We start from the raw sequence: 25207 nt of genomic DNA on the forward strand, positions 1-25207 counted from the left end.
AGTCATGCCGTGCCACTGCAGATTCGTGCCGCCGAACCCGCCGATCTCGCCAGCCTGGTCCAGTGGAACGCGGCGATGGCCTGGGAAACCGAGCAGAAGCAGCTCGACCCGGCGATCCTGGCGCGCGGCGTGGCCGGCGTGTTCGAGCAGCCGCAGCGCGGCTTCTACCTGGTCGCCGAACGCGACGGCACGGCGGTCGCCAGCCTGCTGGTGACGCGCGAATGGAGCGACTGGCGCAACGGCGATTTCTGGTGGATCCAGAGCGTCTACGTGATTCCCGCCGCGCGCCGCGGCGGGGTCTTCCGCGCCTTGTACGCGGAAGTGGAACGGCTCGCGGCGGCGGCCGGCGCGGTGGGCCTGCGGCTGTACGTGGAAACCGAAAACCGCCACGCCCAGGCCACCTACGCAGGCCTGGGCATGCAGCGCTGCCACTATTTCATGTACGAGATGCCGCTGACCGCTGATTCGTAGGCGGACGTTGTCCGCCTACGGCGCAGTCACCGGTTCGGCGAGCAGCTTCTGCAGTTCGCTTGCCGGCATCGGCATGCCGTACAGGAAACCCTGCAGCTGCGAGCAGCCGGCGTGGCGCAGGAAACTGCCCTGCTCGCGCGTTTCCACGCCTTCGGCGATCACGTCCTTGTTGAGGCTGCGCGCCATCGCGATGATCGCGCTGGTGATGGTGGCGGTATCGTGATCGCTGGTGATGTCGCGCACGAACACGCGGTCGATCTTCAGTGCGTCGATGGGGAAATGCTTCAGGTAGGACAGGCTGCAATAGCCGGTGCCGAAATCGTCCAGTGACAGCCGCACGCCGCGACGCTTGATCCGCTGCAGCAGGCCGGTGGTGGCTTCGCCGCCGGACATCACCATGCGTTCGGTCAGTTCCAGCTCCAGCAGGCGCGAATCCAGCCCGGCCTCCTCCAGCACGTCGTCCAGCCAGGTGTAGAAATCCGCGTGCTGGAACTGCAGCGGCGACACGTTCACCGAAATCGGGATCTCGTGCCCGGCCTGCTGCCACATCCGCGCCTGGCGGCAGGCCTGGCGCAGCACCCAGGCGCCGATCGGCAGGATCAGCCCGGAATCCTCGGCCACCGGGATGAACTGGTCCGGCTTGTACAGATCGCGCCCGTTGAGCTGCCAGCGCAGCAAGGCCTCGGCCCCGACGATGCGGCCGCTGTGCGCGTCGACCTTCGGCTGGTAGTGCAGCTTCAGCTGATTGCCCGGCAAGGCCTGGCGCAGGCCCGTCTCGATCCGTCGCTGCGCGCGCGCGCGCTCGTTCATCGACGCGGTGAAGAAGCGATAGCCGTGCTGGCCCTGGGCCTTCGCCGCCACCAGCGCGGTCTCGGCATGCTGCACCAGCTCGTCGGCGCTGGTGGCGTCGTCCGGATAGATGCTGATGCCGATGCTCAGGTGCAGCGACAGCTCCGGCTGGCCCGCGATGCGGGTCTGTTCGCCGTGAGTGATCAGGTCCCGGCACAGGCTCGCCGCCTCGCCCGCGCTGTCCACGTGCGGCAGCACCACCACGAATTCGTCGCCGCCGTAGCGGCTGAGCAATTCGTCGCCGGGCAGGCAGCGCTGCAGCTGGCTGATGAACGAGCGCAGCACCTGGTCGCCCGCGGTGTGGCCGACCAGCTCGTTGACCTGCTTGAAGTTGTCGATGTCGATGTACAGCACCGCGGCGCGTTGCCGGCGCCGGCTGGCGCTGTCGATCGCCCGGTTGATGTGGCCGGGCAGCTGGCTGCGGTTGGGCAGGCCGGTCAGCGTGTCGTGCTGGGTCAGGTGGATCATCTTCAGCGCCAGCGCCCGGTTCTCGCTGACGTCATGGAACACCAGCACGCCGCCGATCACGTTGCCGGCGTGGTCATGGATCGGCGCGGAGGAATCCTCCACCGGCGTGTCGAAGCCGTGGCGATGGCGCAGCAGGGTCTTGCCGGCCAGGTCGACGATGAGGTTCTGCTCGATCGCCGAGCGCAGCGGGTTGGCCACGGCGAGGCCGCCCTGGGCGTCGAACAGCTGGAAGATCTCCTCGATCGGCCGACCGTTCGCCTCGGCGCTGCTCCAGCCGGTCATCGCCTCGGCGATCGGGTTGAGCGAGGTGACGCGGACCTGCGGGTCGGTGGTGATCACCGCGTCGCCGATCGAGCGCAGGGTCACCTCGGCCAGCTCGCGCTCGCGGTGCAGCGCGTCCTCGAAGGCCTTGCGCTGGCTGATGTTCTGCACCTGGGAAACGAAATACAGCGGCGCCCCGGCCGCATCGCGCACCAGCGACACGCTGAGCAGGATGTGCACCACGTGGCCGAGCTTGTGGAAGTTGCGTTTCTCCAGCTGGTAGGAATCGCGCTCGCCGGCCAGCAACTGGGCCATCAGTGCCTGGTCGGCGGCGACGTCCTCGGGATGGCTCAGCCGGCCGATGTCCTGCTGCAGCAGCTCCTGCTCCGAATAGCCCAGCATCTGGCAGACCGCCGCGTTGACCCGCAGGAACTGGCCGTCCGGCTTGGTCAGCGCCATGCCGATCGCCGCGTGCTGGAACGCGCTGAAGAAGCGCTGCTCGCTTTCGTGCAGCTGCAGTTCCAGGGTGCGCCGTTCGGTGATGTCGATCAGCGCGGTGAAGATGCCGCAGACGTGGCCGTCCGGGTCGAAGTCGGGCTGGAAATTGCCGTGCGCGTAGCGGCGCTCGTTGCCGTTGAACAGCTCGCCCTCGTAGCTGGCCGCGGTGCCCGCGTAGGCCTGGGCCAGCGCCGTGCCGGCCAGCCGGTGGTTGCGCTCGCCGATCACCTCGATCAGGTGCCGGCCGATCAGCCGCTCGGGATCGAGACCCAGCCAGTGCCGATGGGTTTCGTTGGCATAGCGGAAACGCTGCTCGTGGTCGAGATAAGCCAGCAGCACCGGGGTGCCGCGCAGCATCTTTTCCGACCAGTCCGGCCGGCTTGCGAGCGAAGGCAATACCTCGGCAGACTTGTGCGGCCGCATGGTGCTTCCGTCAGCGTGGCGCCCCCTGTGGCGCCGGATCATCATGCGCCGAGTTCCGGCGTTTGCACAGACGGGGGGCGAACGATCCGCCCGCTAGTGGAGGATCGTGGCCGGCGCCGCCAGTTGGCCGTGCTCGTCCAGCATGATCCGGCCCAGCGCATGCAGCTCGCCGGCGCTGCCGTGGCGATCGGTCAGCAGGGCCAGCAGGCTGCCCAGTGCCTGCGGCTTCAGCGGCCAGGCGTGCGCCAGCACCCGCGACTCGCCACGCTGGCTGACGGTGATCGCCACCACGCCCAGGCCGGGAGCCTCGTGCGCAAACAGGGTGGGCGGGTCGTAACGGGCGTCCGCCGCGGCCAGGGTTTCCAGCAGGTAGCCGTCACCGGCCTCGACCACCAGCGTCGGCGCCGGCTGCAACTGCAACGGCAGCTGGTGGGCGTCGAGCAGGGCCGCGTACTGGCGCAGCTCGAACACGATGCCGGCCAGCGCGTGCGCCCGCTCGGCCGTGTCGCCGCCCTGCCCGGCCAGCCACTGCGACGGCGACTGCGCCAGCACCTTGCCGTCCGCGTAGCGCAGCGCCAGGCCGCGCGCGCTCATCGTGGATTCCTCGCGATACGGCGTCAGCAGCGCGGTTTCCAGCAGCGACCACAGCGGCGCCAGGTTGACGTGTTCGTACTGCACGCAGGTCAGCGCCAGCAGGTCGTTGCGGCTGAGGTAACGCACGTGTTCCAGCCGGATGCCCAGCGTGCGCATCAGCCAGTCGGCGGTCAGCGCGCCCGTCTCGCCGCGGCCGACCAGCTGGATCTCCAGCTGGTCGGAAAGTTCTTCGGCGAGTTCCGCCGGGGCCAGCAGGCTCATCGGCAGCAGCCGCATCGGGCCTTCGGCGTAGAGGGTCGAGGGTTCCAGCGGCTGCGCCGGCATGTGGCCCTCGTGGCTGCCGAAGGCCACCACGTTCTCCAGGTGCCCGCGCGGCACGCGCCGGGCCAGCTCGTCCAGCGTGCTCCACACCGGGAAGCCGGGACGCAGCAATTCGACCTGATCGAACAGCGCACCGGCCAGTGCGAGCCGGGCCGCGTCGACCTGCGGCACCAGCGCATGCAGGTCGGTGGCGACCAGGGCGGCCAGTTCGGCGGCTTCGTCGCGGCTCAGGGTCAGGCGCGCCGGCGGCTCGCCCGCGACCGGTTCCAGGGCCAGCACGATGGGCAGGGCGATCAGCGTTTGCGCTTCCACGGGGTTTGCATCCACGGACAAAGAGCACAATTCTACCATTCAGCGTTTTGGGCTTCCGCCGCACGGCATGGCGGGTTAGCCTTGACCCAACTTGAGTGGTGGACTGTTTTGAGCATGGAAAACACGCAGAGGCGCGTCGGCATCATCGGCGGGGTACGCATTCCGTTCTGCCGCAACAACACCGCCTATGCCGACGTCGGCAACTTCGGCATGTCGGTGAAGGTGCTGGGCGCACTGGTCGAACGCTTCGGCCTGCATGGCGTGGAACTGGGCGAAGTGGCGATGGGCGCGGTGATCAAGCACGCGTCGGACTGGAACCTGGCGCGCGAGTCGCTGCTCAGCTCCGGGCTGGCGCCGACCACGCCGGGCATCACCACCGCCCGTGCCTGCGGTACTTCGCTGGACAACACCATCATCATCGCCAACAAGATCGCCGCCGGGCAGATCGAGGCCGGCATCGCCGGCGGCTCGGACACCACCTCGGACGTGCCGATCGTCTACGGCACCCGCCTGCGCAAGCGCCTGCTGGCGATGAACCGCGCGAAGACGCCGATGGACAAGCTGAAGGTCGCGCTGCGCGGGTTCTCCTTCAGCGAATTGAAGCCCTCGTTCCCCGGCGTGGCCGAGCCGCGCACCGGCAAGTCGATGGGCGACCACTGCGAGCAGATGGCGCGCGAGTGGCATGTCGGCCGCGAGGCGCAGGACCAGCTGGCGCTGGACAGCCACCACAAGCTGGCGGCCGCCTATGCCGAGGGTTTCTTCGACGACCTGCTGGTGCCGTTCCGTGGCCTCAAGCGCGACGGTTTCCTGCGGCCCGATTCGAGCATGGAGAAACTGGCTTCGCTGAAGCCGGCGTTCGACAAGCGCTCCGGCCACGGCACGCTGACCGCCGGCAACTCCACCGGCCTGTCCGACGGCGCGGCCGCGGTGCTGCTGGGCAGCGACGCCTGGGCGGCGCAGCGCGGGCTGACCGTGCAGGCGTACCTGCGCGACGCGGAAGTGGCCGCGGTCGACTTCGTCCACGGCGAGGGCCTGCTGATGGCGCCGACCATCGCCGTGCCGCGGATGCTGGCCCGCAACGGCCTGAGCCTGCAGGATTTCGATTTCTACGAGATCCACGAAGCGTTCGCGGCGCAGGTGCTGTGCACGCTGCGCGCGTGGGAGTCGGCGGATTACTGCAAGCAGCGCCTGGGTCTGGATGCGCCGCTGGGTTCGATCGACCCGGCCAGGCTCAACGTGCACGGCTCCAGCCTGGCGGTGGGCCATCCGTTCGCCGCCACCGGCGCGCGCATCGTGGCCACCCTGGCGAAGATGCTCGAACAGAAAGGCTCGGGCCGCGGCCTGATCTCGATCTGCACCGCCGGCGGCATGGGCGTCACCGCCATCCTCGAACGGTGAGCGGGTCGCGGCTTCAGCCGCGATTCGCCCGGGCGGGTGCATAAAGGCCGCCATGTTTCGCCTGCGCACCACCTCCACACTCAGCCTGCTGGCCCTGCTCGTCGGCACGGCCGGCACCGGCTGGCTCAGCACGCAGACCGGCGTCTGGACCGGCCCGCCGGCGCGCTATGCCGCCACGGTCGACACGCCCACCGCCGTGCGTGCCCGCCCGGCGCCGCGTCGCCCGCACGTTCGGCCGCGCGCGGTGCCGACGCGTCGCGCCCAGCCGCCGCGGATCGTCGCTGACGAGGTGCAGGCCGCCTTCGTGCCCGCACCCGCGCCGGCCCTGGTGCCGCTGGCGACACCCGCCGACACCTCGCAGTCATGGGAGCAGCTGCGTGGCCACCTCGATGGCCGCGTCCTGCTCCACCTCGACATCGATGGCCAGGGCCAGGTCAGCGCCGCCAGCCTGATCCAGTCCAGCGGCGACCCGGTCCTCGACGAGCACGCCTTGCGCAGCGTGCGCGGCTGGCGCTTCGCCGTGCCGGCCGATCATCCGGACGGCCTCAGCGGCGAACTGCCGATGCGCTACTCCTCGCAGGGCGACCGCATCGCCCGCGTCCCGTAACGACGGCGGCTGCCGTTGCGCAAGACAGGCGAAGCCTGCCCCTACAGCACGCCCTTGGCGCCCACCCCGAACGCGGTGACCAGCCGGGTGATGATCAGCTTCGGCGACAGCGCCACGTCGGGGAAGTCGCCGACCGGCTGGTAGCAGGCGTAGAAGTCCGGATCGGTGGCGCGCATCGGCTGGCAGCCGGGCTTGAGGTCGTAGCTGGTGGCGTAGCGGAACGGCCACAGGTCGAACAGCGGGAGGCTTTCCGACACCGTGCCGATGGCCCGGTTGATGTCGGTCAGCACCGGCACCTTCGACTGTCGCGGGGCGACCACCCAGGCGTTCTCCGGCTGCACGCTGCGCATGATGCTGTGGCGCAGCTGGTCGGCGAACGCGTGGTCGTAGACGATCACCCCGGCCTCGGTGTTGTAGTGGTCCGAGCGCGGGTCGAAATTGTGCGAGCCGACCATGGCGAAGGCATCGTCGACCACGATCGACTTCGCGTGCAGGCCGTAGCGCCGGCCTTCGCTGTGCAGCGGCGCCGGCCGGTTGTTGCTGCCGCGGCTGCCCAGCAGGTGGAAGCGGGCGCGCGCCGGACCGTCCGGGCTGACGAGGTCCGGCGGCAGCGCGGCGGCGTCGGTGTCCAGGTTGGCCAGTTCGTTGTCAACCGCCGCGCTGGGTGCGTGCGGCTTGAACTCGTGGATCTCGAAGCCGAACTTGGTGAGGTAGCGCTTGCGGTGCTTGTACGACATCGCGTACACCGCGAACGCATCGGTGGAGGCCAGCGAGTTGGTCGACACGATCACCCGTGGCGGGTCGGGAAGGCGATGCAGCACGCGGAAGATGTGCTGCGCGCGCTTGCTCATCACCAGGTACGGCGTCTGCAGCAGGACCTCGCGCTTCGCGCCGCTGACCATGCGCATGATGTGGCCGGTGTACTGCCGCGCGCGCCGCTTGTCGGGCTCGTCGGTCTTGGCCGGCAGGTCGCTGAAGTAGTCGACCTTGCCCACCTGCAGGCTGGGATCGACCAGCCAGGCCTGCAACCACGCCGGGTCCTCGGCGGCCTGCAGCAACTGCGCCACCCGCTGCGGGCGTCGGTACTTCGGCGCCGGCCAGTCCGGTGGCGTGGTGTCGCCCAGCAGGCGCGCGTTGACGTCGCGCAGGTGGGTCAGCGGCGCCGCACGGGGATGGTCCCAGAACAGGTCGAAACTGTCCGCCATGGCGCGGGCGGCCGGGCCGCCCACCATCACGTCGCGGTCGACGTAGTCGAAGGCATCGTCCCAGTTGAAGTAGCGGTCCTGGTAGTTGCGCCCGCCGGTGATGCCGATCAGGCCGTCGACCAGCAGCAGCTTGTTGTGCATGCGCTGGTTGAACTGCATGAAGCAGCACAGCACGCCGGCGGCGAACTCCAGTGGCTGGGTGCGCGCCTTGTGGAAGGTGGGGTTGTACAGCCGCACCTCGAGGTTCGGGCTGATCCGGGCCAGCCGGTCGAGCAGGTCGACGTTGCCGAACGAGAACAGCTGGTCGGCCAGGATGCGCACCTGCACGCCGCGTCTGGCCGCGCGCACCAGTTCGTCCAGCATCAGCTGGCCGGCGTCGTCCTGGTCCCAGATGAAGGTCTGCACGTCGACGGACTGCTGCGCCGCCCGCACCAGGTTGATGCGCGCGGCCAGCGCCGGCTCGCTGTCGTCGAGCAGGGTGACCACGTGCACCGGCTGCGCCGGCGTGGATGCGGCCACGGCCGCCACGGCGGCGGCCCGCAGCGGCGACGGCGTGGCGCAATGGTCGGGCTGGTCACAGCTGCTGCTGCGGTTGGTGGTGGCGGCCACCACCGCGTCGGCGCGGCGGATCTGCGCCCGCGACACGGTGCAGCCCTGCAGCAGCGTCAGCGCCAGCAGCAGTGGTAGCAGGAATCGGCAGGTAACGGACATGGGCAGATGATACGTGCTGCGCCCGGTGCGGCCGTGATTGCACGGCCGCCAGCACGGTACGGGAAGCGTCGATGCCGGCGCAGCGCCGGGCGGGTCGGAGCGGCGGGTCAGGGCGACCAGAAGGCATCCAGTCGCGCGTTGCCAGGCTCCAGCGAGCCGTTCAGATGCAGCACGGCCAGCGCCCCGGGAGGCATGCCGCGGAATTCGTCGGAGCGGCCTTCGACCAGCAGCGCGACCAGGCGCTCGATGCCGGGATTGTGGCCGACCAGCAGCACGGTGCCGGCGTCGTCGTGCTGGTCGAGCAGGGCCAGCAGCTCGCCGGGCGAGGCGTCGTAGATCTCGGCGGCCTGTTGCGGCACCGGGGCGTTGTCGATCGCCGCCAGCGCCAGTCGGGTGGTTTCGTCGGTGCGCAAGGTGGGCGAGCAAAGCACCCGGTCCGGACGCAGCTTGTGCGAGGCCAGCCACAGGCCGGCGGCCTGGGCTTCCTGCTCGCCGCGGCTGCTCAGCGGGCGTTGTCGATCCTCGCCGGCGGCTTCTATCGGCACCGCTTCGGCGTGGCGCAACAAGATCAGTTCGTGCATGGGGAACTCCGGCAGTGGTTGCGCGAGGCGCGCGGGATGCATCAGGGATGCGTGCTTCAGTGCTGGCGCTTGATCCAGCGCAGCAAGGCCTTCCAGTCCTGCTGGTGACTGCGGACCTGTTCGGACTGGTAGTCGAAGATGCCCTTGCCGAGGCCGGCCAGCAGCACATAGGCCTGGCTGTCGCGCAGTTGCGCCGCGATCGGGAAGGGCGATTGCTCGGCGAGCCGGACCACCGCGTCCTGGCTGGCGTGGGTCCACGGCTTGAGCCGGTTGGCCACCAGCGCCACCGGCAGCTTGCCCCGGTGGATGCGGTTGATCGAACGCAGCTCGTCGAGGAAATGCAGGGTGGCGTCGAGGTCGAACGAGGACGGCAGCACCGGCACCAGCAGCACGTTGGCCGATTCGAGGTAGGGCTCGAGGTCACGCTCGGTGGAACCGGCCGGGGTGTCGATCAACAGCTGCTGCGTGTCCGGCGGCACCCGCTGCAGGCCGCGTCGACCGCCTTCGAGCGCCAGCACGCCGGGGACGTTGTCCGGCCGCAGTTCGGCCCAGTGGAAGCTGGAATGTTGCCGGTCGCCGTCGACGATGGCCGTGTGCTGCCCCGCCTGTGCCCAGTGCGACGCCAGTTGCGTCACCAGTGTGCTCTTGCCGCAACCACCCTTGCTGCTTGCCACCAGCGTCGTAAGCATCGGATCACCCCTGCCACGTAAGGTGATCCCAGCCTAACGGGCGAGGCGCGAAAGGGGAATGGGGCCTGGGCAGGGAATCGGGCAGAGACAATCGCGAAGCGGAAAAGCGCGCCGCTCCGCCCTTCCCCCGTGCCCTATTCCTGATTCGCTGCGGTTCGCGGCTGCCAGTCGGCGGGCGGGTCGGTGGGGATGCTGTTCTCGCGCAACGCAGCCAGTTGCAGGCTCATCTGGGTGCCGCCCTTGCGGGCCAGCGCCAGCAGGCGCTGCGACAGTGCGGCATCGTCCGGGGCACGGGCCAGCAGCTGGGTGAAGTTCTGCACCTGCCAGATCAGCGTGCGGCGGGCGTCCTTTGCTTCCTGTTGCGCGGCCGGATCGTCGGAAAGCACCTCGCGCAGGTGCAGGCCCAGCGATCGGGCCAGCGGGCTGGAGCCCCATTCCAGCGTCTTGCCCAGCGCCAGGCAGTCGGACTTGATCGAGGCATCCTTGCCGGCGTTTTCGCAAAGCTTGGCGATCAGCGGGAGGCTCGGCTGCGGCTGGCTGCTGGCCAGGCCGAACACCAGGATGGTCTGCATGCCTACCGCGCCACCCGCATGGGCGGGGTCCAGCGTGTCGGCCGGTGGCGGCAGCACGCCGACCGAGCCAGCCAGCGCCTGCAAGCTGACGCCGCTGTAGTCGTCGTAGAGTTTCGCCGCCGCGGCCTTGGCCAGGTCGTCGCGCGCGTCATCCTGCTTCATGCCCCGCGCGTCGGCGCCCAGCTTGACCAGCCAGACGGCGGCATTGTCGGGAGCTTGGGTCAGCAGCTTGTCCAGCGCGGCGCTGTTCGGGCACGCATCGGCCTCGGCGTCGCAATCGGCCAGCTGGGCCCAGCTGATGGCGGCGCCGGCGCCTTCGGCCATCGCCGCCCGTTCGATCAGTCGATGGAAGCTGTTGGCGGGCGGCTGGTTGAACAGCGGACGTGCCAGCAGCGCAGCCCCGAGCAGGCGGTTCGGATCGCCACCGGGTGCCAGCACGCTCACCAGGTCGCGCTGAAAGGCCAGCTGCGCCTTGTCGCGGGCCTGGGCACTGGCGCTGGGGCCGTGCGCCTTGGCGTCGGGTTTGGTCTTGGCGGCGAATGCCGGTGCGGCCAGCAGCGACAGCGAGCAAACCAGGGCGAGGTGACGCAGTCCGTGCAGCATGGGCGTGCTTCCGCAGTCAAAGCGTGCAGCATACCGCCCGCAGATTAAGCGTGGCTGATTCGGCGGTCAGCCAAAATGCGCGGTTTTCACCGAGCTTGCTAGGATGGGCGTTCCCCGGCGCAAGGCCGCGCCCCCATGATTATCGTTCGGGAGACGCGTAGTGGATCATCTGTCGACATTCGCCGACGGCGCACCCTGGTTTGTCGGCTGGGGCACGCTGGCCCTGATCAATGCCGCGCTGGCACAGGGCAAGAACCGCAGCGGCCTGTTGTGGTTTCTGCTGTCGCTGCTGCTGGGGCCGATCGCCACCTTGCTGATCGTGCTGCTGCCGAAGGTGCGCTCGAAGATGTTTTGAGGGCGGGGCTGCTGGCCCGAGGTGGGCCTGGGCACCACCAGAGCGCGCTTGTTCCAAGCCGCGCTTCGGAGATCCGTACCATGTCCATTTGAAGCTTTTGGCTTATTCGCCAAAAGCTTCGCGCATGAATTCCGGCTGGGCCAGTGCGCCCTTGTGGATTTCGGCGTTGTAGTAGCGGGTGGGGAAGTTCTTGCTCAGCGCCCCGCGCTCGCGGAAGCCGGACAGGTCGCCGCCCTTGCGCGCCATCGTGCAGCTCCACCAGCCGGTGGGATAGCACGGCTGTGGGAACGGCAGGGTCTTCACCGCGCTGAAGCCGGTGGTGCGCATCGCCGAGCGCATCGACTTGATCAGCTCCAGGTGGGCCAGCGGCGATTCGCTCTGCTGCACCAGCAGGCCGCCATGGCGCAGTGCCTTGAAGCAGCTGGCGTAGAACGCGGCGTTGAACAGGCCTTCGGCCGGGCCCACCGGGTCGGTCGAGTCGACGATCACCAGGTCCAGCGAATCGGGTTCGGCGTCGGCCATGTACTTGATGCCGTCGATGAACAGCAGCTCGGCGCGCGGGTCGTCGTTCGACTCGCACAGCTCGGGGAAATACTGCTCGGCCAGGCGGGTGACGCGCTCGTCGATCTCCACCTGCACGGCCGACTCGACTTCCTCGTGCTTGAGCACCTCGCGCAGCGTGCCGCAGTCGCCGCCACCGATGATCACCACGCGCTTGGCCCGCGCATGGGTGAACAGCGCCGGGTGGGTCATCATCTCGTGGTAGAAGAAGTTGTCGCGGGTGGTCAGCATCACGCAGCCATCGATCACCATCAGGTTGCCCCAGTCGGTGGTCTTGTGGATCTCGATGGTCTGGAACGGGGTCTTCTCCGCGTGCAGCAGTTGCTCGGTGCGGAAACCGATGGAGGAACCGGAAGCCTGGTGGGCTTCGGTGAACCAGCTGGCTTCATTCGGCGTGGTCTGCTGCGACATGGCGGGTGTTCCTGACGAACCGTGGTGGGATAGCAAGACTGCCCATTGTAGCGACAACCGCCGTGAACGTCCCGCCAGCGGCGGCCGGGTCTTGCGCATATCGCCACACCCGCCCGTTACAATGGCGGCTGGCCTGCCGGCGTCCTGCCGGTGGCCGACCAGCCCGATCGGCCCCGCGGCGTGCGAGGCTTCCGGTCGCTCGGGCTCGTGCTCCTACCGTTGAGCAAGACGTCAAGGCTCGCCGCTGCGACGACATCATCCTTTTCCATCGAGGAGATCTCTCACCATGGCGAACCCCTGGAACACCGACGCTGCCCGCCACACCTACGCCGTACCCCACTGGGGCGACGGTTATGTCGACGTGGACAGTGCCGGCGACATCGTGATGCGCCCGCGTGGCGTCAACGGTCCGGCGCTGTCACTGCCGCAGATCGTCGAGCGCGCCCGCGCCGAGGGCCTGCGGCTGCCGCTGCTGGTGCGTTTTCCCGACATCCTGGCCGACCGCCTGGCGCGGCTGCAGGGCGCGTTCGCCCAGGCGATCGCCGAACACGGCTACGCCGGCGGCTATACCGCGATCTATCCGATCAAGGTCAACCAGCAGCGCGGCGTGGCCGGCGAGCTGGTGGCGGCGGGCACCCACGGCTTCGGCCTGGAAGCGGGTTCGAAACCCGAGCTGATGGCGGTGCTGGCGATGGCGCGGCCCGGCTCCATCGTGATCTGCAACGGCTACAAGGATCGCGAATACATCCGCCTGGCGCTGATCGGCAAGAAGCTCGGCCTGCGCGTGCACATCGTGATCGAGAAGCTGTCCGAGCTGGAGCACGTGTTCAGCGAGGCGAAGGCACTGGACGTGGAGCCGCTGCTCGGCGTGCGCGTGCGGCTCGCCTCGATCGGCGCGGGCAAGTGGCAGAACACCGGTGGCGACAAGGGCAAGTTCGGACTGTCGCCGAACCAGGTGCTGAGCCTGATCGAGCGGCTCGACGCGGCCGGCCTCAAGCACACGCTGAAGCTGCAGCACTTCCACATGGGCTCGCAGATCTCCAACGTGCGCGACATTGCCAACGGCATGCGCGAAGCCACGCGCTATTTCGTCGAGCTGCGCCGGATGGGCGTGCCGCTGGAGATTGTCGACGTCGGCGGCGGCCTCGGCGTGGACTACGAGGGCTCGCGCTCGCGCAGCCACAACTCGATCAACTATTCCATCGAGCAATACGCCTCGACCATCGTGCAGTCGCTGGCCGAGGCGGTAGCCGCCGAAGGCCTGGCCGCGCCGCACATCCTCACCGAGGCGGGCCGCGCGATGACCGCGCACCACGCGGTGATGGTGGTCAACGTGACCGAGGTCGAGGAAGTGCCGGCCGGCGCGATCCCGCCGCCGTGCGTGGACGAGCCGCCGGTGCTGCGCCGCCTGCGTGAAACGTACGGAGAGCTGGATCGGCGCCCCGCGCTGGAGCTGTTCCACGAAGCCCAGCACCACCTCAGCGAAGGGCAGACGCTGTACGCACTGGGCCAGCTCGCGCTGGCCGACCGCGCCCGGCTGGACGAGATGTTCTATGCCGTCGCCAACGCGGTGCGCACGCGCCTGTTGCCGGCCGAGCGCTCGCATCGCGCCGCGCTGGACGAGCTGGACGAGAAACTGGTCGACAAGTATTTCGTCAACTTCTCGGTATTCGAGTCGATCCCCGACGTGTGGGCGATCGGCCAGATCTTCCCGATCGCACCGATCGCAAGGCTCGACGAGCAGCCGACCCGCCGGGGCGTGATCGTCGACCTCACCTGCGATTCGGACGGCCGCATCGACCACTACGTCGACGCCGAGGGCGTCGACGTGAGCCTGCCGCTGCATGCGTTGAAGGACGGCGAAAGCTACCGGCTCGGCATCTTCATGGTCGGCGCCTACCAGGAGACCCTGGGCGACATCCACAACCTGTTCGGCGACACCGACGCGGTCAACGTGCGAGTGGACGGCGACGGCTACGTGTTCGCGCACAGGCGCAGCGGCGACACCACCGACCTGATGCTCGACTACGTCGGCTACGACCTCGAAGCGCTGCGACAGAGCTACCGCGAACGCATCGCCAGTGCCGGCGTGAGCGGCGCCGAAGCGGCGCAGCTATACGAAGCGCTCGATGGCGGCCTCACCGCGTATACCTATCTGGCCGAGGACCTCGGCTGAGGTCCTGTCCCAAGGTCCGATGGCGCCGTGCGCAGCGGCGCCTACAATTTGCGGCATGCGCGCGGCCGGCGGCCGCGCCTTCCCCATCCGAAGGAGCAATGGCATGAGCAGTCTTGAAGGCAAGGTCGCCCTGATCACCGGCGCGGCCAGTGGCCTCGGCAAGGCGATCGCCGAGCTGTACGCGAAGCACGGCGCCAGCGTGGCGATCGCCGACATCAACCAGCAGGCCGCCGATGCAGTGGCGGCGGAAATCAACGCGGCCGGCGGCAAGGCGATCGGCATCGCGATGGATGTCAGCAACGAGGAGGCGGTCAACGCCGGCACCGACCGGGTGGTCGCCGCGTTTGGCCGTCTGGACATCCTGATCTCCAACGCCGGCGTGCAGATCATCAACCCGATCGACCAGCTGGCCTTTGCCGACTGGAAGAAGATGCTGGCGATCCATCTGGACGGCGGCTTCCTCACCACCAAGGCCGCGCTGAAGCACATGTACCAGGACGACGGCGCCGGTCAAAGCCGCGGCGGCATCGTGATCTACATGGGCTCGGTGCATTCGCACGAGGCCTCGATGCTGAAGGCGCCCTACGTCACCGCCAAGCACGGCCTGCTCGGCTTGGCCCGCACGCTGGCGAAGGAAGGCGCGCCGCACAACGTGCGCTCGCACGTGATCTGCCCGGGTTTTGTGCGCACGCCGCTGGTCGAGCGGCAGATTCCCGAGCAGGCGCAGGAGCTGGGCATCAGCGAGGACGAGGTGATCAGGAACGTGATGTTGAAGAACACCGTCGATGCCACCTTCACCACGCTCGAAGACATCGCCCAGACCGCGCTGTACCTGGCCACCTTCCCGTCCGCCGCACTGACCGGCCAGTCGATCGTGGTCAGCCACGGCTGGTTCATGCAGTAACGGCCGGAGAACAGACGCTCGTCTATTGGGGCCGCGATGACCAGACGTTCGTCTGTTGATTCGCAAGAGCGCAAGGCGGGCACCGCTCGCCAGACTCGGCGGCGCGGTTTCTACGGGGCGCGCGCGACCTGCAAGCCCGCGGCCGACTGGCTGACCGGCATCACCTCGACGCGGTTGATGTTGAGGTGCGGCGGCAGGTTGGCGATCCACCAGATGGTGTCGGCGATGTCGCAGGCGCTGATCGGATGGGCGCCGGCGTAGAGCTGGTCGGAGGCGGCCTGGTCGCCGCCGGTGCGGACCACGGTGAATTCGGTTTCGGCCATGCCCGGCTCGATCGAGCTGACCCGCACGCCGGTGCCGTGCAGGTCGCAGCGCAGGTTCTGCGAGAACTGGGTGACGAAGGCCTTGCTGGCGCCGTACACGTTGCCGCCGCGGTAGGCGTAGCTGCCCGCGATCGAGCTGATGTTGACGATCGCGCCGCGGCGTTCGATCAGCTGCGGCAGCAGCAGGTGGGTCATCGTCACCAGCGCGGTGACGTTGGTGTCGATCATCTGCTTCCACTGCGCCAGGTCCGCCTGCTGCGCCGGGGACGTACCCAGCGCCAGTCCCGCGTTGTTGAGCAGCAGATCGATGGCCGCGAAGGCCGGCGGCAGCGCCGCATGTGCCGCGCGCATGGCGTTCTCGTCGCGCATGTCGAAGGCGGCCGCGTGCACCTTGTCGGCGCCGTGCCGATCCACCAGCTGCTGCAGGCGCTCGGCGCGGCGGCCGCTGGCGATCACCCGCCAGCCGCCGGCCACGAAGCGTTCCACGGCGGCGGCGCCAAAGCCGGAGCTGGCGCCGGTGATCCATGCGGTCTTGCCTGTCATGCGCAGTGTTTCCAGGGAGTGCTTAGCGACCTTCTTTCAGCGCGATCGCGTTGATGCCGGCGCCGGCCAGGCGCTGCTTGGTCGATTCCAGGTCGGTGGCCGAACGGAACGGCCCCAGCCTGACCCGGTGATAGGTCTGCCCGCCGATGCTGACCGACTGCACGTTGGCCACGAAGCCCTGCAAGGCCAGCTTCGCCTTCAGCGTTTCCGCGTCGGAGGCGTTCGGGAAGGCGCCCACCTGCAGCAGGTAACCGCTGCCGGCACCGGGCTGCGCCACGGCACTGGCCGGCGCCGCGGTGACGTTCTGGGTGACCGCCTGGGGTGCATTCGCCTGCGCCGCGGCCTGCGCCGCCTGTTGCGCCTGCAGCTGGGCCGCCTGCTTCTGCTGCTGCTCGACGCGCGCCTGCGCGCTGATCTCGGCGTCGGGGATGCGCACTTCCTTTTCTGACAGCACCGAGTAGAAGTCGAACTGCGGCTTCTTCGGCGCCGCGTCGCTGGCGCCGGATTCGAGCAAGCCCGGCGCGCTGCCGCGCTCGGCGGTGGCCTGCGGGTTCGCCTGCGGACCGTCGGCCTTGCGCAGGCTGGTCAGCAGGCTGCCGCGCATCATCACCGCCATCAGGATCACCCCGACCAGCAGGCCGATGACGGCGTAGCCCCATCCCGGGAAGCCACTGCTGCCATTGCGCACGGCCTGTCGGCCCTTGCCCTTGCGTGCTGCCATTACATCTTCTCCGGGGCACCGAGGCCCAGCAAATCCAGACCATTCTTCAACACTTGCCGCGTCGCCACCACCAGCGCCAGGCGCGCGTTGCGCAGGTCCGCGTCCTCGACCAGGAACTGATAGGAGTTGTAGTAGGTGTGGAACGCGTTGGCCAGTTCACGCAACCACGCGGCGACCAGATGCGGCTCCAGGCTCGCCGCAGCGGCCTCGACCACTTCCGGATACTTCGACAGCTCGGTCAGCAGGATCTGTTCGTGTTCGTTGTCCAGTCGGTCGAGGTGTGCCAGGCCGTCGGCGACGTCCACCGTGAAGCCCTTTTCCGGTGCCTGGCGCAGCACGCTGCAGACGCGGGCGTGCGCGTACTGGATGTAGTACACCGGATTGTCGTTGGACTGCGAGCGGGCCAGGTCGATGTCGAATACCAGCTGCGAGTCGCTCTTGCGCGAGATCAGGAAGTAGCGCGTGGCATCCCGACCGACCTCGTCGATCAGGTCGCGCAGGGTGACGTAACTGCCGGCGCGCTTGGAGATCTTAACCTCTTCGCCACCCTTCATCACCGTCACCATCTGGTACAGCATGTAGTCGGGGTAGCCTTTCGGGATGCCGCAATCGAGGGCCTGCAGGCCGGCCTTCACCCGCGCCAGCGAACCGTGGTGGTCCGAGCCCAGCACGGTGATGGCCTTGCCGTAGCCGCGCTGCCATTTCGACAGGTGGTAGGCCACGTCGGGCAGGAAATAGGTATAGGTGCCGTCGGACTTGCGCATCACGCGGTCCTTGTCGTCACCGAACTCGGTGGTGCGCAGCCACAATGCGCCGCCTTCCTCGTAGGTATGGCCGTGGGCGACCAGTTCGCGCACGGTCTCCTCGACCTTGCCGTCGCTGTACAGCGACGACTCCAGGTAGTACGTATCGAAGCCCACGGCGAACGCCTGCAGGTCCAGGTCCTGCTCGTGACGCAGGCTGGCCACCGCGAAGCGGCGGATCGCGTCGAGGTCGTCCACGTCGCCCGCGCCGACCACGGTTTCGCCGTCGGCCACCACCGATTCGCGATCGAGATAGGCGCGCGCCACTTCGGCGATGTAGTCGCCGCGATAGCCGTTCTCGGGCCAGTTGCTGTCTTCCGGCGTGATGCCGCGCGCGCGCGCCTGCACCGAGATCGCCAGGTTGGCGATCTGCACGCCCGCGTCGTTGTAGTAGAACTCGCGCTTCACGTCCCAGCCGCTGGCGTCGAGCAGGCGGCTCAGGCAATCGCCGATCGCGGCATTGCGGCCGTGGCCCACGTGCAGCGGGCCGGTCGGGTTGGCCGAGACGAACTCCACGCCCACGGTCTTGCCGGCACCGCTGGTATTGCGGCCGTAGGCGTCGCCTTCGGTCATGATCCGACGCACTTCGGCGTGGTAGGCGCCGGCAGCCACGAAGAAATTGATGAAGCCCGGGCCGGCGATCTCGACTTTCGCCACCAGCGTGTTGGCCGGCAGTGCGGCCACGAGTTTCTCGGCCAGTTCGCGCGGCTTGGCGCGCGCGGCCCTGGCCAGCAGCATCGCCACATTGCAGGCGAAATCGCCATGTTCGCGACTGCGTGCACGTTCGATCACGAAGCCCGGCAATTCGAGATCGGTGGGCAGGATGGCATCGGCTTGCAGGGACGTGATCGCCTGCAGCACCAGTTCGCGCAGCTGTTCTTTCACGGGTGGGGTCGGTTTCGTGATGGAACCGCCAATCCTAACAGACCGCCACGGCGGCGAAACGCGCCCGTATGGACACCGATGACAGCCGGTGGCTGCTGATCCCGTCTTGCTGCGGCGCCGCGAACCGGCTTGTGGATAAGTCTGTGGGGAAAGCTGCGTCCCGCAAACGGCGGCCGGCCCCTGACGCCATCCGGTTCCGCTGTCGCAAGAAATTATTCAATTATTTCATTGGCTTGATGAATAAAACTCAGGTGAATCGGCGAGCTTGCCCGGCAAGGGTTGGTATCACCGTTTTGTGCATAAGTTTCGGCAACTTGGCCGCATCTTTGCGGCGGGGAATCGTCATCGACCTGTCATGCGGCGCTGCGACACTGGCCAGGCCATGAGATGACTTCCCCTCCAGATCCTGGCAAACGGAGATGCCGCTCTCTCCTCACTCCCCAATCGGCCTCACGGCGTGGCTCTTGCCACGCCGTCTTTTTGTGGACCGATGCCCGGCAAACGCGCCCGTTCAGATCAGGCCGCGGGCGGCCATCGATACCGGTTCGCCGCTGCCGATGACCAGGTGATCGAGCACCCGCACGCCGACGAGTTGCAGCGCGTTGCGCAATTCATGGGTGATGGCCCGATCGGCGGCGCTGGGTTCGGTCACTCCGGAAGGATGGTTGTGCGCAAAGATCACGGCGCAGGCATTGTGCTGCAGGCAGGCGCGCACGACCTCGCGCGGGTGCACGCTGGCGCCGTCGACCGTGCCCCGGAACAACTCCTCGAAAGCGAGTACGCGGTGGCGGTTGTCCAGATAGAGGCAGCCGAACACCTCATAAGGCAGGTGGCGCAGGCGCGCGCGCAGGAAGTCGCCGCTGTCGCGCGGGTTGCCCAGGCTGGGCTTGTCCTGCAGTTGTTCGGCCAGGCTGCGCCGGGCCAGTTCCAGCGCCGCGGCGATGCGCGAACGCTTGGCCGGGCCCAGTCCGCCGACCCGGATCTGCTGTTCCGGGCGTGCCAGCAGCGCGCCCAGGCTGCCCGCGTTGGCAAGCAGCTCGCGGCCCAGCGCCAGCGCATCCTTGCCGCGACTGCCGCTGCCCAGCAGCACCGCCAGCAGCTCGGCATCGGACAGCGCGGAGCTGCCGCGCGCCAGCAGTTTTTCACGGGGACGTTCGCCCTCGGGCCAGTCGCGAATGCTCATGCACAAACGTTGCCGGAGCCGGCCTGCAGCAGGCAGCGGTGGGCGGGGATGAATCCGGTAAGCTAGGCCACTGCCCGACTGTCAGGCCCGCCTTACATATGAGTCTTGCCCAACGCCGCATCCTGCTGGGAGTGTCCGGCGGCATCGCCGCCTACAAGTCCTGCGAGCTGGTTCGCCGGCTGCGCGACCTCGACGCCGAGGTGCGCGTGGTGATGACCGAGGGCGCCACGCATTTCGTCAGTCCGACCACCTTCCAGGCGCTGTCCGGACAGCCGGTGCGGGTGAGCCTGTGGGACGCCCAGGCCGAGGCCGCGATGGGCCACATCGAGCTGGCGCGCTGGGCCGAACGCATCCTGGTGGCGCCGGCCAGCGCCGATCTGCTGGCCCGTCTGGCCCACGGCATGGCCGACGACCTGCTGACCACGCTGTGCCTGGCCAGCGCCGCGCCGCTGTACCTGGCGCCGGCGATGAACCAGCAGATGTGGGCGCACCCGGCGGTGCAGGCGAACATGGCGACCTTGCGCCAGCACGGCGCCCACGTGCTGGGGCCGGCGGTGGGCGACCAGGCCTGCGGCGACGTCGGCAGCGGGCGCATGCTGGAACCGCACGAGCTGCGCGATGCCCTGCTGGCCTCGTTCGGCGATCGCTGTCTGGCCGGCCTCAAGGTGGTGGTGAGCGCCGGGCCGACCTATGAAGACATCGATCCGGTGCGTTTCATCGGCAATCGCAGTTCGGGCCAGATGGGCTTCGCCGTGGCTGCCGCCGCGGTCGCGGCCGGCGCCGAGGTGACCCTGGTGGCCGGGCCGGTCAGCCTGGCCACGCCGGCGGGCGTGCATCGGCGAGTGGATGTGCGCAGCGCGACGCAGATGCATGCGGCGGTGCTCGAGGCGGCGACCCGTGCGGATATCTATATCGGTGCGGCCGCGGTGGGCGATTACCGCCCGCAGGAAGTGTCGGCGCAGAAGCTCAAGAAGCGCGACGGCGGCGAGCTGGTCCTGCATCTCGATGAGAATCCGGACATCCTGGCCAGCCTTTCGGCGCAAACCGCGCACCCGTTCCTGGTCGGATTTGCCGCGGAGACGCATGATGTGGCCACGTATGCGCAGGGCAAGCTGCGCCACAAGGGGCTGGACATGATTGCGGCGAATCAGGTGGGCGGTGGCCTCGGTTTCGAGGCGGCCGACAATGCGTTGACGCTCTACTGGGCCGACGGCTCGATCGAGCTGCCGCGAGCGGCGAAGACGGAGCTGGCGCGCCAGTTGGTCGCCCGGGTGGCGGAGCGTTACCGGGCCACCCGTGCATGAACATCGATGTGGCGATGAAGATCCTCGATCCGCGCCTGGGCGACAGCATTCCGCTGCCGCAGGCGGCGACCGCGGGCAGCGCGGGCATGGACCTGCGCGCCGCGCTGGAACAGCCTCTGACCCTGGCGCCGGGCGAAAGCGCGTTGGTGCCCAGCGGCATCGCGATCCATATCGATGACCCCGGCTGGTGCGCGCTGATCGTGCCGCGCTCGGGGCTGGGTCACAAGCATGGCCTGGTGATGGGCAACCTGGTCGGGGTGATCGACGCCGACTACCAGGGGCCGTTGATGATTTCCTGCTGGAATCGCGGGCGCGAGTCCTACACCATCGCCGTGGGCGATCGCATCGCGCAATTGCTGCTGGTGCCGGTGGCGCAGGCGCGACTGCATGTGGTCACCGAGTTCGCAGCCAGCCAGCGTGGCGAGGGCGGTTTCGGTTCGACCGGTATCCGATAGATCGACGAGTCGGTTCGGGATGGACCGAACCGACTTGCAGCTTCAGCCGCGGGGGCGGAAATGGCGTTGAACATCGCAAAAGAGCGCTTGAGCAACCTCAGGGTCGACTGGTCGACACTGTTGCCGCTCGTCGGCGCCACCGTGCTGCTGCTGGTGGGCCTGTTCTGCGCCTGGCAGACCTGGCTGATCGCCGACGAGGGTGGTGCGATCAATCGGGTTCACCAGGCCCAGGACCAGGCGGTCAGGGCGATGTCCGAGGAGATCGTCAACCAGCGCCGTTCGATCGAGAAGGTACTGGCCGGGGTGGATCCGGCCACGCTGATGAGCGATCCGGCGCAATCCGCCGCCGCGCTGCGCCAGCAGTTGCCCCAAGCCAGGAAGCTCGAGTTGTACAGCGGTGACCTGGCCGAGGTGTTGCGCGCGAACTACCGCGAATTCGGTTATGCCAAGGCCGCCCAGTTGATGGCGGCGCAGAGTGCCGACGGGGTGCCGCCGGCACAGAGTGTTTCCTACGGCAGCGGGGATCGCCGGCTGAGCCTGGTGATTCCGCTGGGTCTGCCGCAACAGACCCAGGCGTGGGCCTGGGTCGAACTGCCGTTCGCGCCGATGAAGCAGCGCTTCGACGCCATCTCGCCGGAGGGTGGCCGGCTGGAGCTACGCCAGGGCGACGACAGTGGCTACATCCAGCTGTTTTCCAACGGTTCGAACTCGGCCGAAATCGAGGCCACCGGCAAGCCGGTCGCCGGCAGTGCCTTCAGCGTGGGCGTCGGTCTTCCCCGGGCGTTCATCGTATTGCCACGCTCGGTGATCCTGAGCGCGCTGCTGGCCATGCTCGGGCTTGGCGGTGGCGGCTACCTGAGCTGGCTGCGTCTGCGTCGCCAGCAGGTGCTGGCAGAGCCGGAGGAGGACGAGCTGCCGCTGGCGACACCCGTGCCTGCCGTCCCGGAAACGGCGAGGCGGCCCCGCACTTCGCCGGCAGCTCCGTCGCCGCCAGCGGCCGCCCCGGTGCCTGCGGCGACCAGCGTGGACCCCGCCATCTTCCGTGCCTATGACATCCGTGGCGTGGTCGGCAAGACCTTGAACGCGGACGTGGCGCGCCTGCTCGGCCAGTCGATCGGCACGCTGATGGGCGAGAAGGGCTTGCGCGAAATCGTGGTTGGCCGCGATGGCCGGCTGTCCGGTCCGCAGCTCGCCGCTGCGCTGGCTGACGGCCTGCGCGACGCCGGCATCGACGTGATCGACATCGGCGCGGTGCCCACGCCGGTGGTGTATTACGCGGCCTATCGCTTCAATACCGGCTGCGGCGTAGCCGTCACCGGCAGCCACAACCCGCCGGACTACAACGGTTTCAAGATCGTGGTCGGTGGCGAGACCCTGTCCGAGGGTGCGATCCAGGACCTGTACCAGCGCATCGCCAGCGGCGCGCTGGCCAGTGGCGGCTCCGGCGGGCTGCGCCAGGTCGACGTGGCGCCGGATTACATCGAGAAGATCGTCTCCGACGTGCTGGCCGAGCGCCGTCTGAAGATCGTCGTCGATTGCGGCAACGGCATTCCGGGGGCGATCGCGCCGCAGGTGCTGGAAGGTATCGGCTGCGAGGTGGTGCCGCTGTACTGCGATGTCGACGGCAGCTTCCCGAACCATCATCCGGACCCGTCCGACCCGGCCAACCTGGAAGATCTCATACTCGCCGTCAGGCAGACCGGCGCCGATCTTGGCGTGGCGTTCGACGGTGACGGCGACCGCCTCGGCGTGGTCTCCCAGTCCGGCGAGATCATCTATCCGGATCGCCTGTTGATGCTGTTCGCGCGCGATGTGCTGTCGCGTCAGCCCGGCGCCACCGTCATCTACGACGTGAAATGCACCAGCCACCTGAAGGGCCAGGTGCTCGACGCCGGCGGCAGTCCGCTGATGTGGCGCACCGGTCATTCGCTGATCAAGGCAAAGATGCGCGAGACCGGGGCGGAGCTGGCCGGCGAGATGAGCGGGCACTTCTTCTTCAAGGAGCGCTGGTACGGCTTCGACGACGGCATCTACGCCGCCGCGCGACTGCTGGAGATCCTTGCCGGCGACCTGCAGGGGCGCAGCCCCGCAGAGGTCTTCGCGACCTTGCCCAAGAGCGTCTCCACGCCGGAGCTGAAGGTCGAGCTGGCCGAAGGCGAGCACTACCGGTTCATGGACAAGCTGCGCCAGCAGGCGACGTTCGAGGACGCCACCTTGATCACGATCGACGGCGTGCGCGCCGATTGGCCCGACGGCTGGGGTCTGGTGCGTGCATCGAACACCACGCCGGCGCTGGTGTTGCGCTTCGAGGCGGACAACGCAGCCGCGTTGACTCGCATCGAGCAGGTGTTCCGCAAGCAATTGCTCGCGGTGGACCCCGGGTTGAAGCTGCCCTTCCCGTAGGGCGGGTCACTGCAATGCCGTGAAGTGGAACGTGTGGCCCGGAGCTTCCTATTCGCCCGAGCGCTCCTTGTCCTGGGCGGCCTTGACCTCGCGGTAATGCGCCATCAGCTGGGTCTGCTGCCGTACGGACTGCGCACGCGCCGTCTGCTGGCGCTGCAGGGTATCGCGCAGCGAGGCCACCACGTTGCGCTGCCTGGCGATGTTGTCGACCAGGGCTTTTGGCACGGTTTCCTTGCCGTTCTCGATGTCGGCGGCGCGGCCGAGCAGGTCGGTCAGCGCCTTCTCCTGGCTGCGCAGGTTGATCCGCGACGTATTGATCTGCTGGTCGTAGGTGTCCAGCGCCTGCTGCAGCGAGATCTGATAGGACTCTTCATCGGGATAAGCCGACAGCATCTGCGCGTCGGCGTTCGCGCGCTCCTGGATGGCGCGGTCCTTCGCTGCCTGTTCGGCGGCCAGCTTGTTGGCGGCCGCCCGCTCCTGCGCGTTCAGCTGGCGCGACACCCGTTGCACCACCAGGCCACGATCGTTGACCAGTTCGTAGCCGTACTTCATCGCCTCGGTGGTGAGGCTGTCGCTGAAATGCACCAGGCCCTGGCCATCGTGCCATTTGTAGCGAAGGCCGGTGTTCTGCGCGTGCGCCGAAGCGCTCGCGCACAGCACGATGGCAGCAATGATGAGCAATGGTCTACGCATGGATTTCCCTCTTGCCGGCCAGTATAGCCGCGCCGGTCACACTGGCTAGCTGCTGCCCGGCGGGATGCACGGGCAATCGCGACTACTGTGACCGGTGTCGTTGCAGTCTATGGGCCAGGGCTGAACTCAAGGCTGAACCCCGTACTGCTGCCGATAGGCCAGCAGTCGGGCGTGTTCGGCGGTCAGTTGCGGGTGCTCGCCGGCGTAGGCCAGCACGTCGTCGAGGCTGGTGATCGCGATGACCGGAATGCCGTGATCGGCAGCCACTTCCTGGGCGGCCGAGCGCTGGCCCAGGCCGCGTTCCTGCCGGTCCAGCGCGATCAGCACGCCGGCGGGCGTGGCGCCGTGGGCGCGGATCAGCGCCAGCGATTCGCGCACCGCGGTGCCGGCGGTCATCACGTCATCGACGATCAGCACACGACCCTGGAGCGGGGCGCCAACCAGCACGCCGCCCTCGCCGTGCTCCTTGACCTCCTTGCGGTTGTACGCCCAGGGCAGGTCGCGCCGATGCTGCTCGGCCAGCGCGATGGCGGTGGCGGCGGCCAGCGCGATGCCCTTGTAGGCCGGGCCGAACAGCATGTCCACCGGCAGGTCGGCATTCACCAGCGTGGCAGCGTAGGCGCGGCCGAGCTGGGCCAGCGCGGCCCCGGAATCGATCCGGCCCATGTTGAAGAAGTACGGGCTCTGGCGTCCGGACTTCAGGGTGAACTCGCCAAAGCGCAGCACTTCGCGCTGCAAGGCCAGTTCGATGAAGTCGCGTTGGTAATCGTGCATGGTCGTCTCGCGCAGGTCGGTTTCGATGCGGCGCGTTCCACAGGCCGCGGAACGCGTGGCGGGCGCCATGGTACAGCCGGTGTCCCGGTGATGCCGATGGCGAGCCCGGAAGACAGGCTTGTTATGATGGCCCATCCGCTTCGGGAGCAT

22 protein-coding genes are annotated in these 25207 nt (G+C 68.3%); 9 read left to right on the plus strand and 13 right to left on the minus strand.

Annotation, left to right across the window (positions count from 1 at the left end; genetic code table 11):
• Nucleotides 1–9: 9 nt before the first annotated feature.
• Nucleotides 10–471 carry a GNAT family N-acetyltransferase gene (locus ASD55_RS06115; RefSeq protein WP_056764522.1) on the plus strand — a complete coding sequence of 154 codons (462 nt, stop codon included), beginning with the start codon at nt 10–12 and terminating at the stop codon, nt 469–471.
• A gap of 15 nt (nt 472–486) precedes the next feature.
• Here the strand turns inward: ASD55_RS06115 and ASD55_RS06120 are convergent, their stop codons facing one another.
• Together ASD55_RS06120 and ASD55_RS06125 are read right to left on the minus strand one after the other, a co-directional pair.
• Nucleotides 487–2970, minus strand: a complete 2484-nt coding sequence (locus ASD55_RS06120; protein ID WP_056764524.1) for a GGDEF and EAL domain-containing protein — start codon at nt 2968–2970, stop codon at nt 487–489.
• A 93-nt stretch (nt 2971–3063) separates the two neighbouring features.
• Nucleotides 3064–4197 carry a hypothetical protein gene (locus ASD55_RS06125; RefSeq protein WP_056764526.1) on the minus strand — a complete coding sequence of 378 codons (1134 nt, stop codon included), beginning with the start codon at nt 4195–4197 and terminating at the stop codon, nt 3064–3066.
• A gap of 114 nt (nt 4198–4311) precedes the next feature.
• On the opposite strand from ASD55_RS06125, the gene ASD55_RS06130 reads away from it, so the two are divergent.
• Nucleotides 4312–5595, plus strand: coding sequence for an acetyl-CoA C-acetyltransferase (locus ASD55_RS06130; RefSeq protein ID WP_056764528.1), 1284 nt, complete (start codon nt 4312–4314; stop codon nt 5593–5595).
• Nucleotides 5596–5647: 52 nt separating this feature from the next.
• Entirely contained in the window at nt 5648–6202 is a 555-nt protein-coding gene (locus ASD55_RS06135) for an energy transducer TonB (protein ID WP_056715838.1), read from the plus strand.
• Between the two features lie 41 nt (nt 6203–6243).
• Here ASD55_RS06135 and ASD55_RS06140 read toward each other — a convergent pair whose 3' ends face one another.
• From ASD55_RS06140 to ASD55_RS06155, 4 genes are all read right to left on the minus strand, one after another.
• A complete protein-coding gene (locus ASD55_RS06140) occupies nt 6244–8118 on the minus strand; it encodes a phospholipase D family protein (protein ID WP_056715835.1) in 1875 nt (624 codons plus the stop codon).
• Between the two features lie 107 nt (nt 8119–8225).
• Nucleotides 8226–8699: a histidine phosphatase family protein gene (locus ASD55_RS06145; protein ID WP_056715867.1), complete on the minus strand. Its 474-nt coding sequence runs from the start codon at nt 8697–8699 to the stop codon at nt 8226–8228.
• A 56-nt stretch (nt 8700–8755) separates the two neighbouring features.
• Nucleotides 8756–9388: a ParA family protein gene (locus tag ASD55_RS06150; RefSeq protein WP_056715832.1), complete on the minus strand. Its 633-nt coding sequence runs from the start codon at nt 9386–9388 to the stop codon at nt 8756–8758.
• 134 nt (nt 9389–9522) lie between these two features.
• Nucleotides 9523–10563 (minus strand): hypothetical protein, encoded by a 1041-nt coding sequence (locus ASD55_RS06155; RefSeq protein ID WP_056715829.1) that lies wholly within the window; start codon nt 10561–10563, stop codon nt 9523–9525.
• A gap of 160 nt (nt 10564–10723) precedes the next feature.
• Here ASD55_RS06155 and ASD55_RS06160 point away from each other — a divergent pair, with 160 nt between their 5' ends.
• Nucleotides 10724–10918: a hypothetical protein gene (locus tag ASD55_RS06160; RefSeq protein ID WP_056715824.1), complete on the plus strand. Its 195-nt coding sequence runs from the start codon at nt 10724–10726 to the stop codon at nt 10916–10918.
• Between the two features lie 102 nt (nt 10919–11020).
• Here the strand turns inward: ASD55_RS06160 and speE are convergent, their stop codons facing one another.
• Nucleotides 11021–11890, minus strand: coding sequence for a polyamine aminopropyltransferase (gene speE / locus ASD55_RS06165; RefSeq protein WP_056764530.1), 870 nt, complete (start codon nt 11888–11890; stop codon nt 11021–11023).
• Nucleotides 11891–12176: 286 nt separating this feature from the next.
• On the opposite strand from speE, the gene speA reads away from it, so the two are divergent.
• Both speA and ASD55_RS06175 read left to right on the plus strand, forming a co-directional pair.
• Nucleotides 12177–14066 carry an arginine decarboxylase gene (gene speA, locus ASD55_RS06170; RefSeq protein ID WP_056764532.1) on the plus strand — a complete coding sequence of 630 codons (1890 nt, stop codon included), beginning with the start codon at nt 12177–12179 and terminating at the stop codon, nt 14064–14066.
• Nucleotides 14067–14169: 103 nt separating this feature from the next.
• A complete protein-coding gene (locus tag ASD55_RS06175; RefSeq protein WP_056764534.1) occupies nt 14170–14970 on the plus strand; it encodes a 3-hydroxybutyrate dehydrogenase in 801 nt (266 codons plus the stop codon).
• Between the two features lie 110 nt (nt 14971–15080).
• On the opposite strand, the gene ASD55_RS06180 is transcribed toward ASD55_RS06175, so the two are convergent.
• The 4 genes from ASD55_RS06180 to radC all read right to left on the minus strand — a co-directional run bounded on the left by ASD55_RS06180 (nt 15081) and on the right by radC (nt 19428).
• Nucleotides 15081–15836, minus strand: coding sequence for an SDR family NAD(P)-dependent oxidoreductase (locus ASD55_RS06180; protein ID WP_056764537.1), 756 nt, complete (start codon nt 15834–15836; stop codon nt 15081–15083).
• A 22-nt stretch (nt 15837–15858) separates the two neighbouring features.
• Nucleotides 15859–16557, minus strand: coding sequence for an SPOR domain-containing protein (locus ASD55_RS06185; protein ID WP_056764539.1), 699 nt, complete (start codon nt 16555–16557; stop codon nt 15859–15861).
• Nucleotides 16557–18245 carry an arginine--tRNA ligase gene (argS, locus tag ASD55_RS06190; protein WP_056764541.1) on the minus strand — a complete coding sequence of 563 codons (1689 nt, stop codon included), beginning with the start codon at nt 18243–18245 and terminating at the stop codon, nt 16557–16559. The genes ASD55_RS06185 and argS overlap by 1 nt, the downstream gene beginning before the upstream one ends.
• Nucleotides 18246–18756: 511 nt before the next feature.
• A complete protein-coding gene (radC, locus tag ASD55_RS06195; protein ID WP_056764543.1) occupies nt 18757–19428 on the minus strand; it encodes a DNA repair protein RadC in 672 nt (223 codons plus the stop codon).
• Between the two features lie 98 nt (nt 19429–19526).
• Here radC and coaBC point away from each other — a divergent pair, with 98 nt between their 5' ends.
• The 3 genes from coaBC to ASD55_RS18800 are packed head-to-tail and all read left to right on the plus strand — an operon-like array spanning nt 19527 to nt 23590.
• On the plus strand, nt 19527–20732 hold the full coding sequence (gene coaBC / locus ASD55_RS06200; RefSeq protein WP_056715800.1) for a bifunctional phosphopantothenoylcysteine decarboxylase/phosphopantothenate--cysteine ligase CoaBC: 1206 nt from the start codon (nt 19527–19529) through the stop codon (nt 20730–20732).
• On the plus strand, nt 20729–21187 hold the full coding sequence (gene dut / locus ASD55_RS06205; RefSeq protein ID WP_056715797.1) for a dUTP diphosphatase: 459 nt from the start codon (nt 20729–20731) through the stop codon (nt 21185–21187). Before coaBC ends, dut begins: the two co-directional genes overlap by 4 nt.
• 60 nt (nt 21188–21247) lie before the next feature.
• Nucleotides 21248–23590 (plus strand): phosphomannomutase/phosphoglucomutase, encoded by a 2343-nt coding sequence (locus ASD55_RS18800; protein ID WP_056764545.1) that lies wholly within the window; start codon nt 21248–21250, stop codon nt 23588–23590.
• 48 nt (nt 23591–23638) lie between these two features.
• On the opposite strand, the gene ASD55_RS06215 is transcribed toward ASD55_RS18800, so the two are convergent.
• Together ASD55_RS06215 and pyrE are read right to left on the minus strand one after the other, a co-directional pair.
• On the minus strand, nt 23639–24283 hold the full coding sequence (locus tag ASD55_RS06215; RefSeq protein WP_056715790.1) for a DUF4124 domain-containing protein: 645 nt from the start codon (nt 24281–24283) through the stop codon (nt 23639–23641).
• A 126-nt stretch (nt 24284–24409) separates the two neighbouring features.
• Nucleotides 24410–25057, minus strand: a complete 648-nt coding sequence (pyrE, locus tag ASD55_RS06220) for an orotate phosphoribosyltransferase (RefSeq protein ID WP_056715864.1) — start codon at nt 25055–25057, stop codon at nt 24410–24412.
• Nucleotides 25058–25207: the final 150 nt, after the last annotated feature.

Source organism: Rhodanobacter sp. Root561, from assembly GCF_001427365.1.
Lineage (GTDB): Bacteria > Pseudomonadota > Gammaproteobacteria > Xanthomonadales > Rhodanobacteraceae > Rhodanobacter.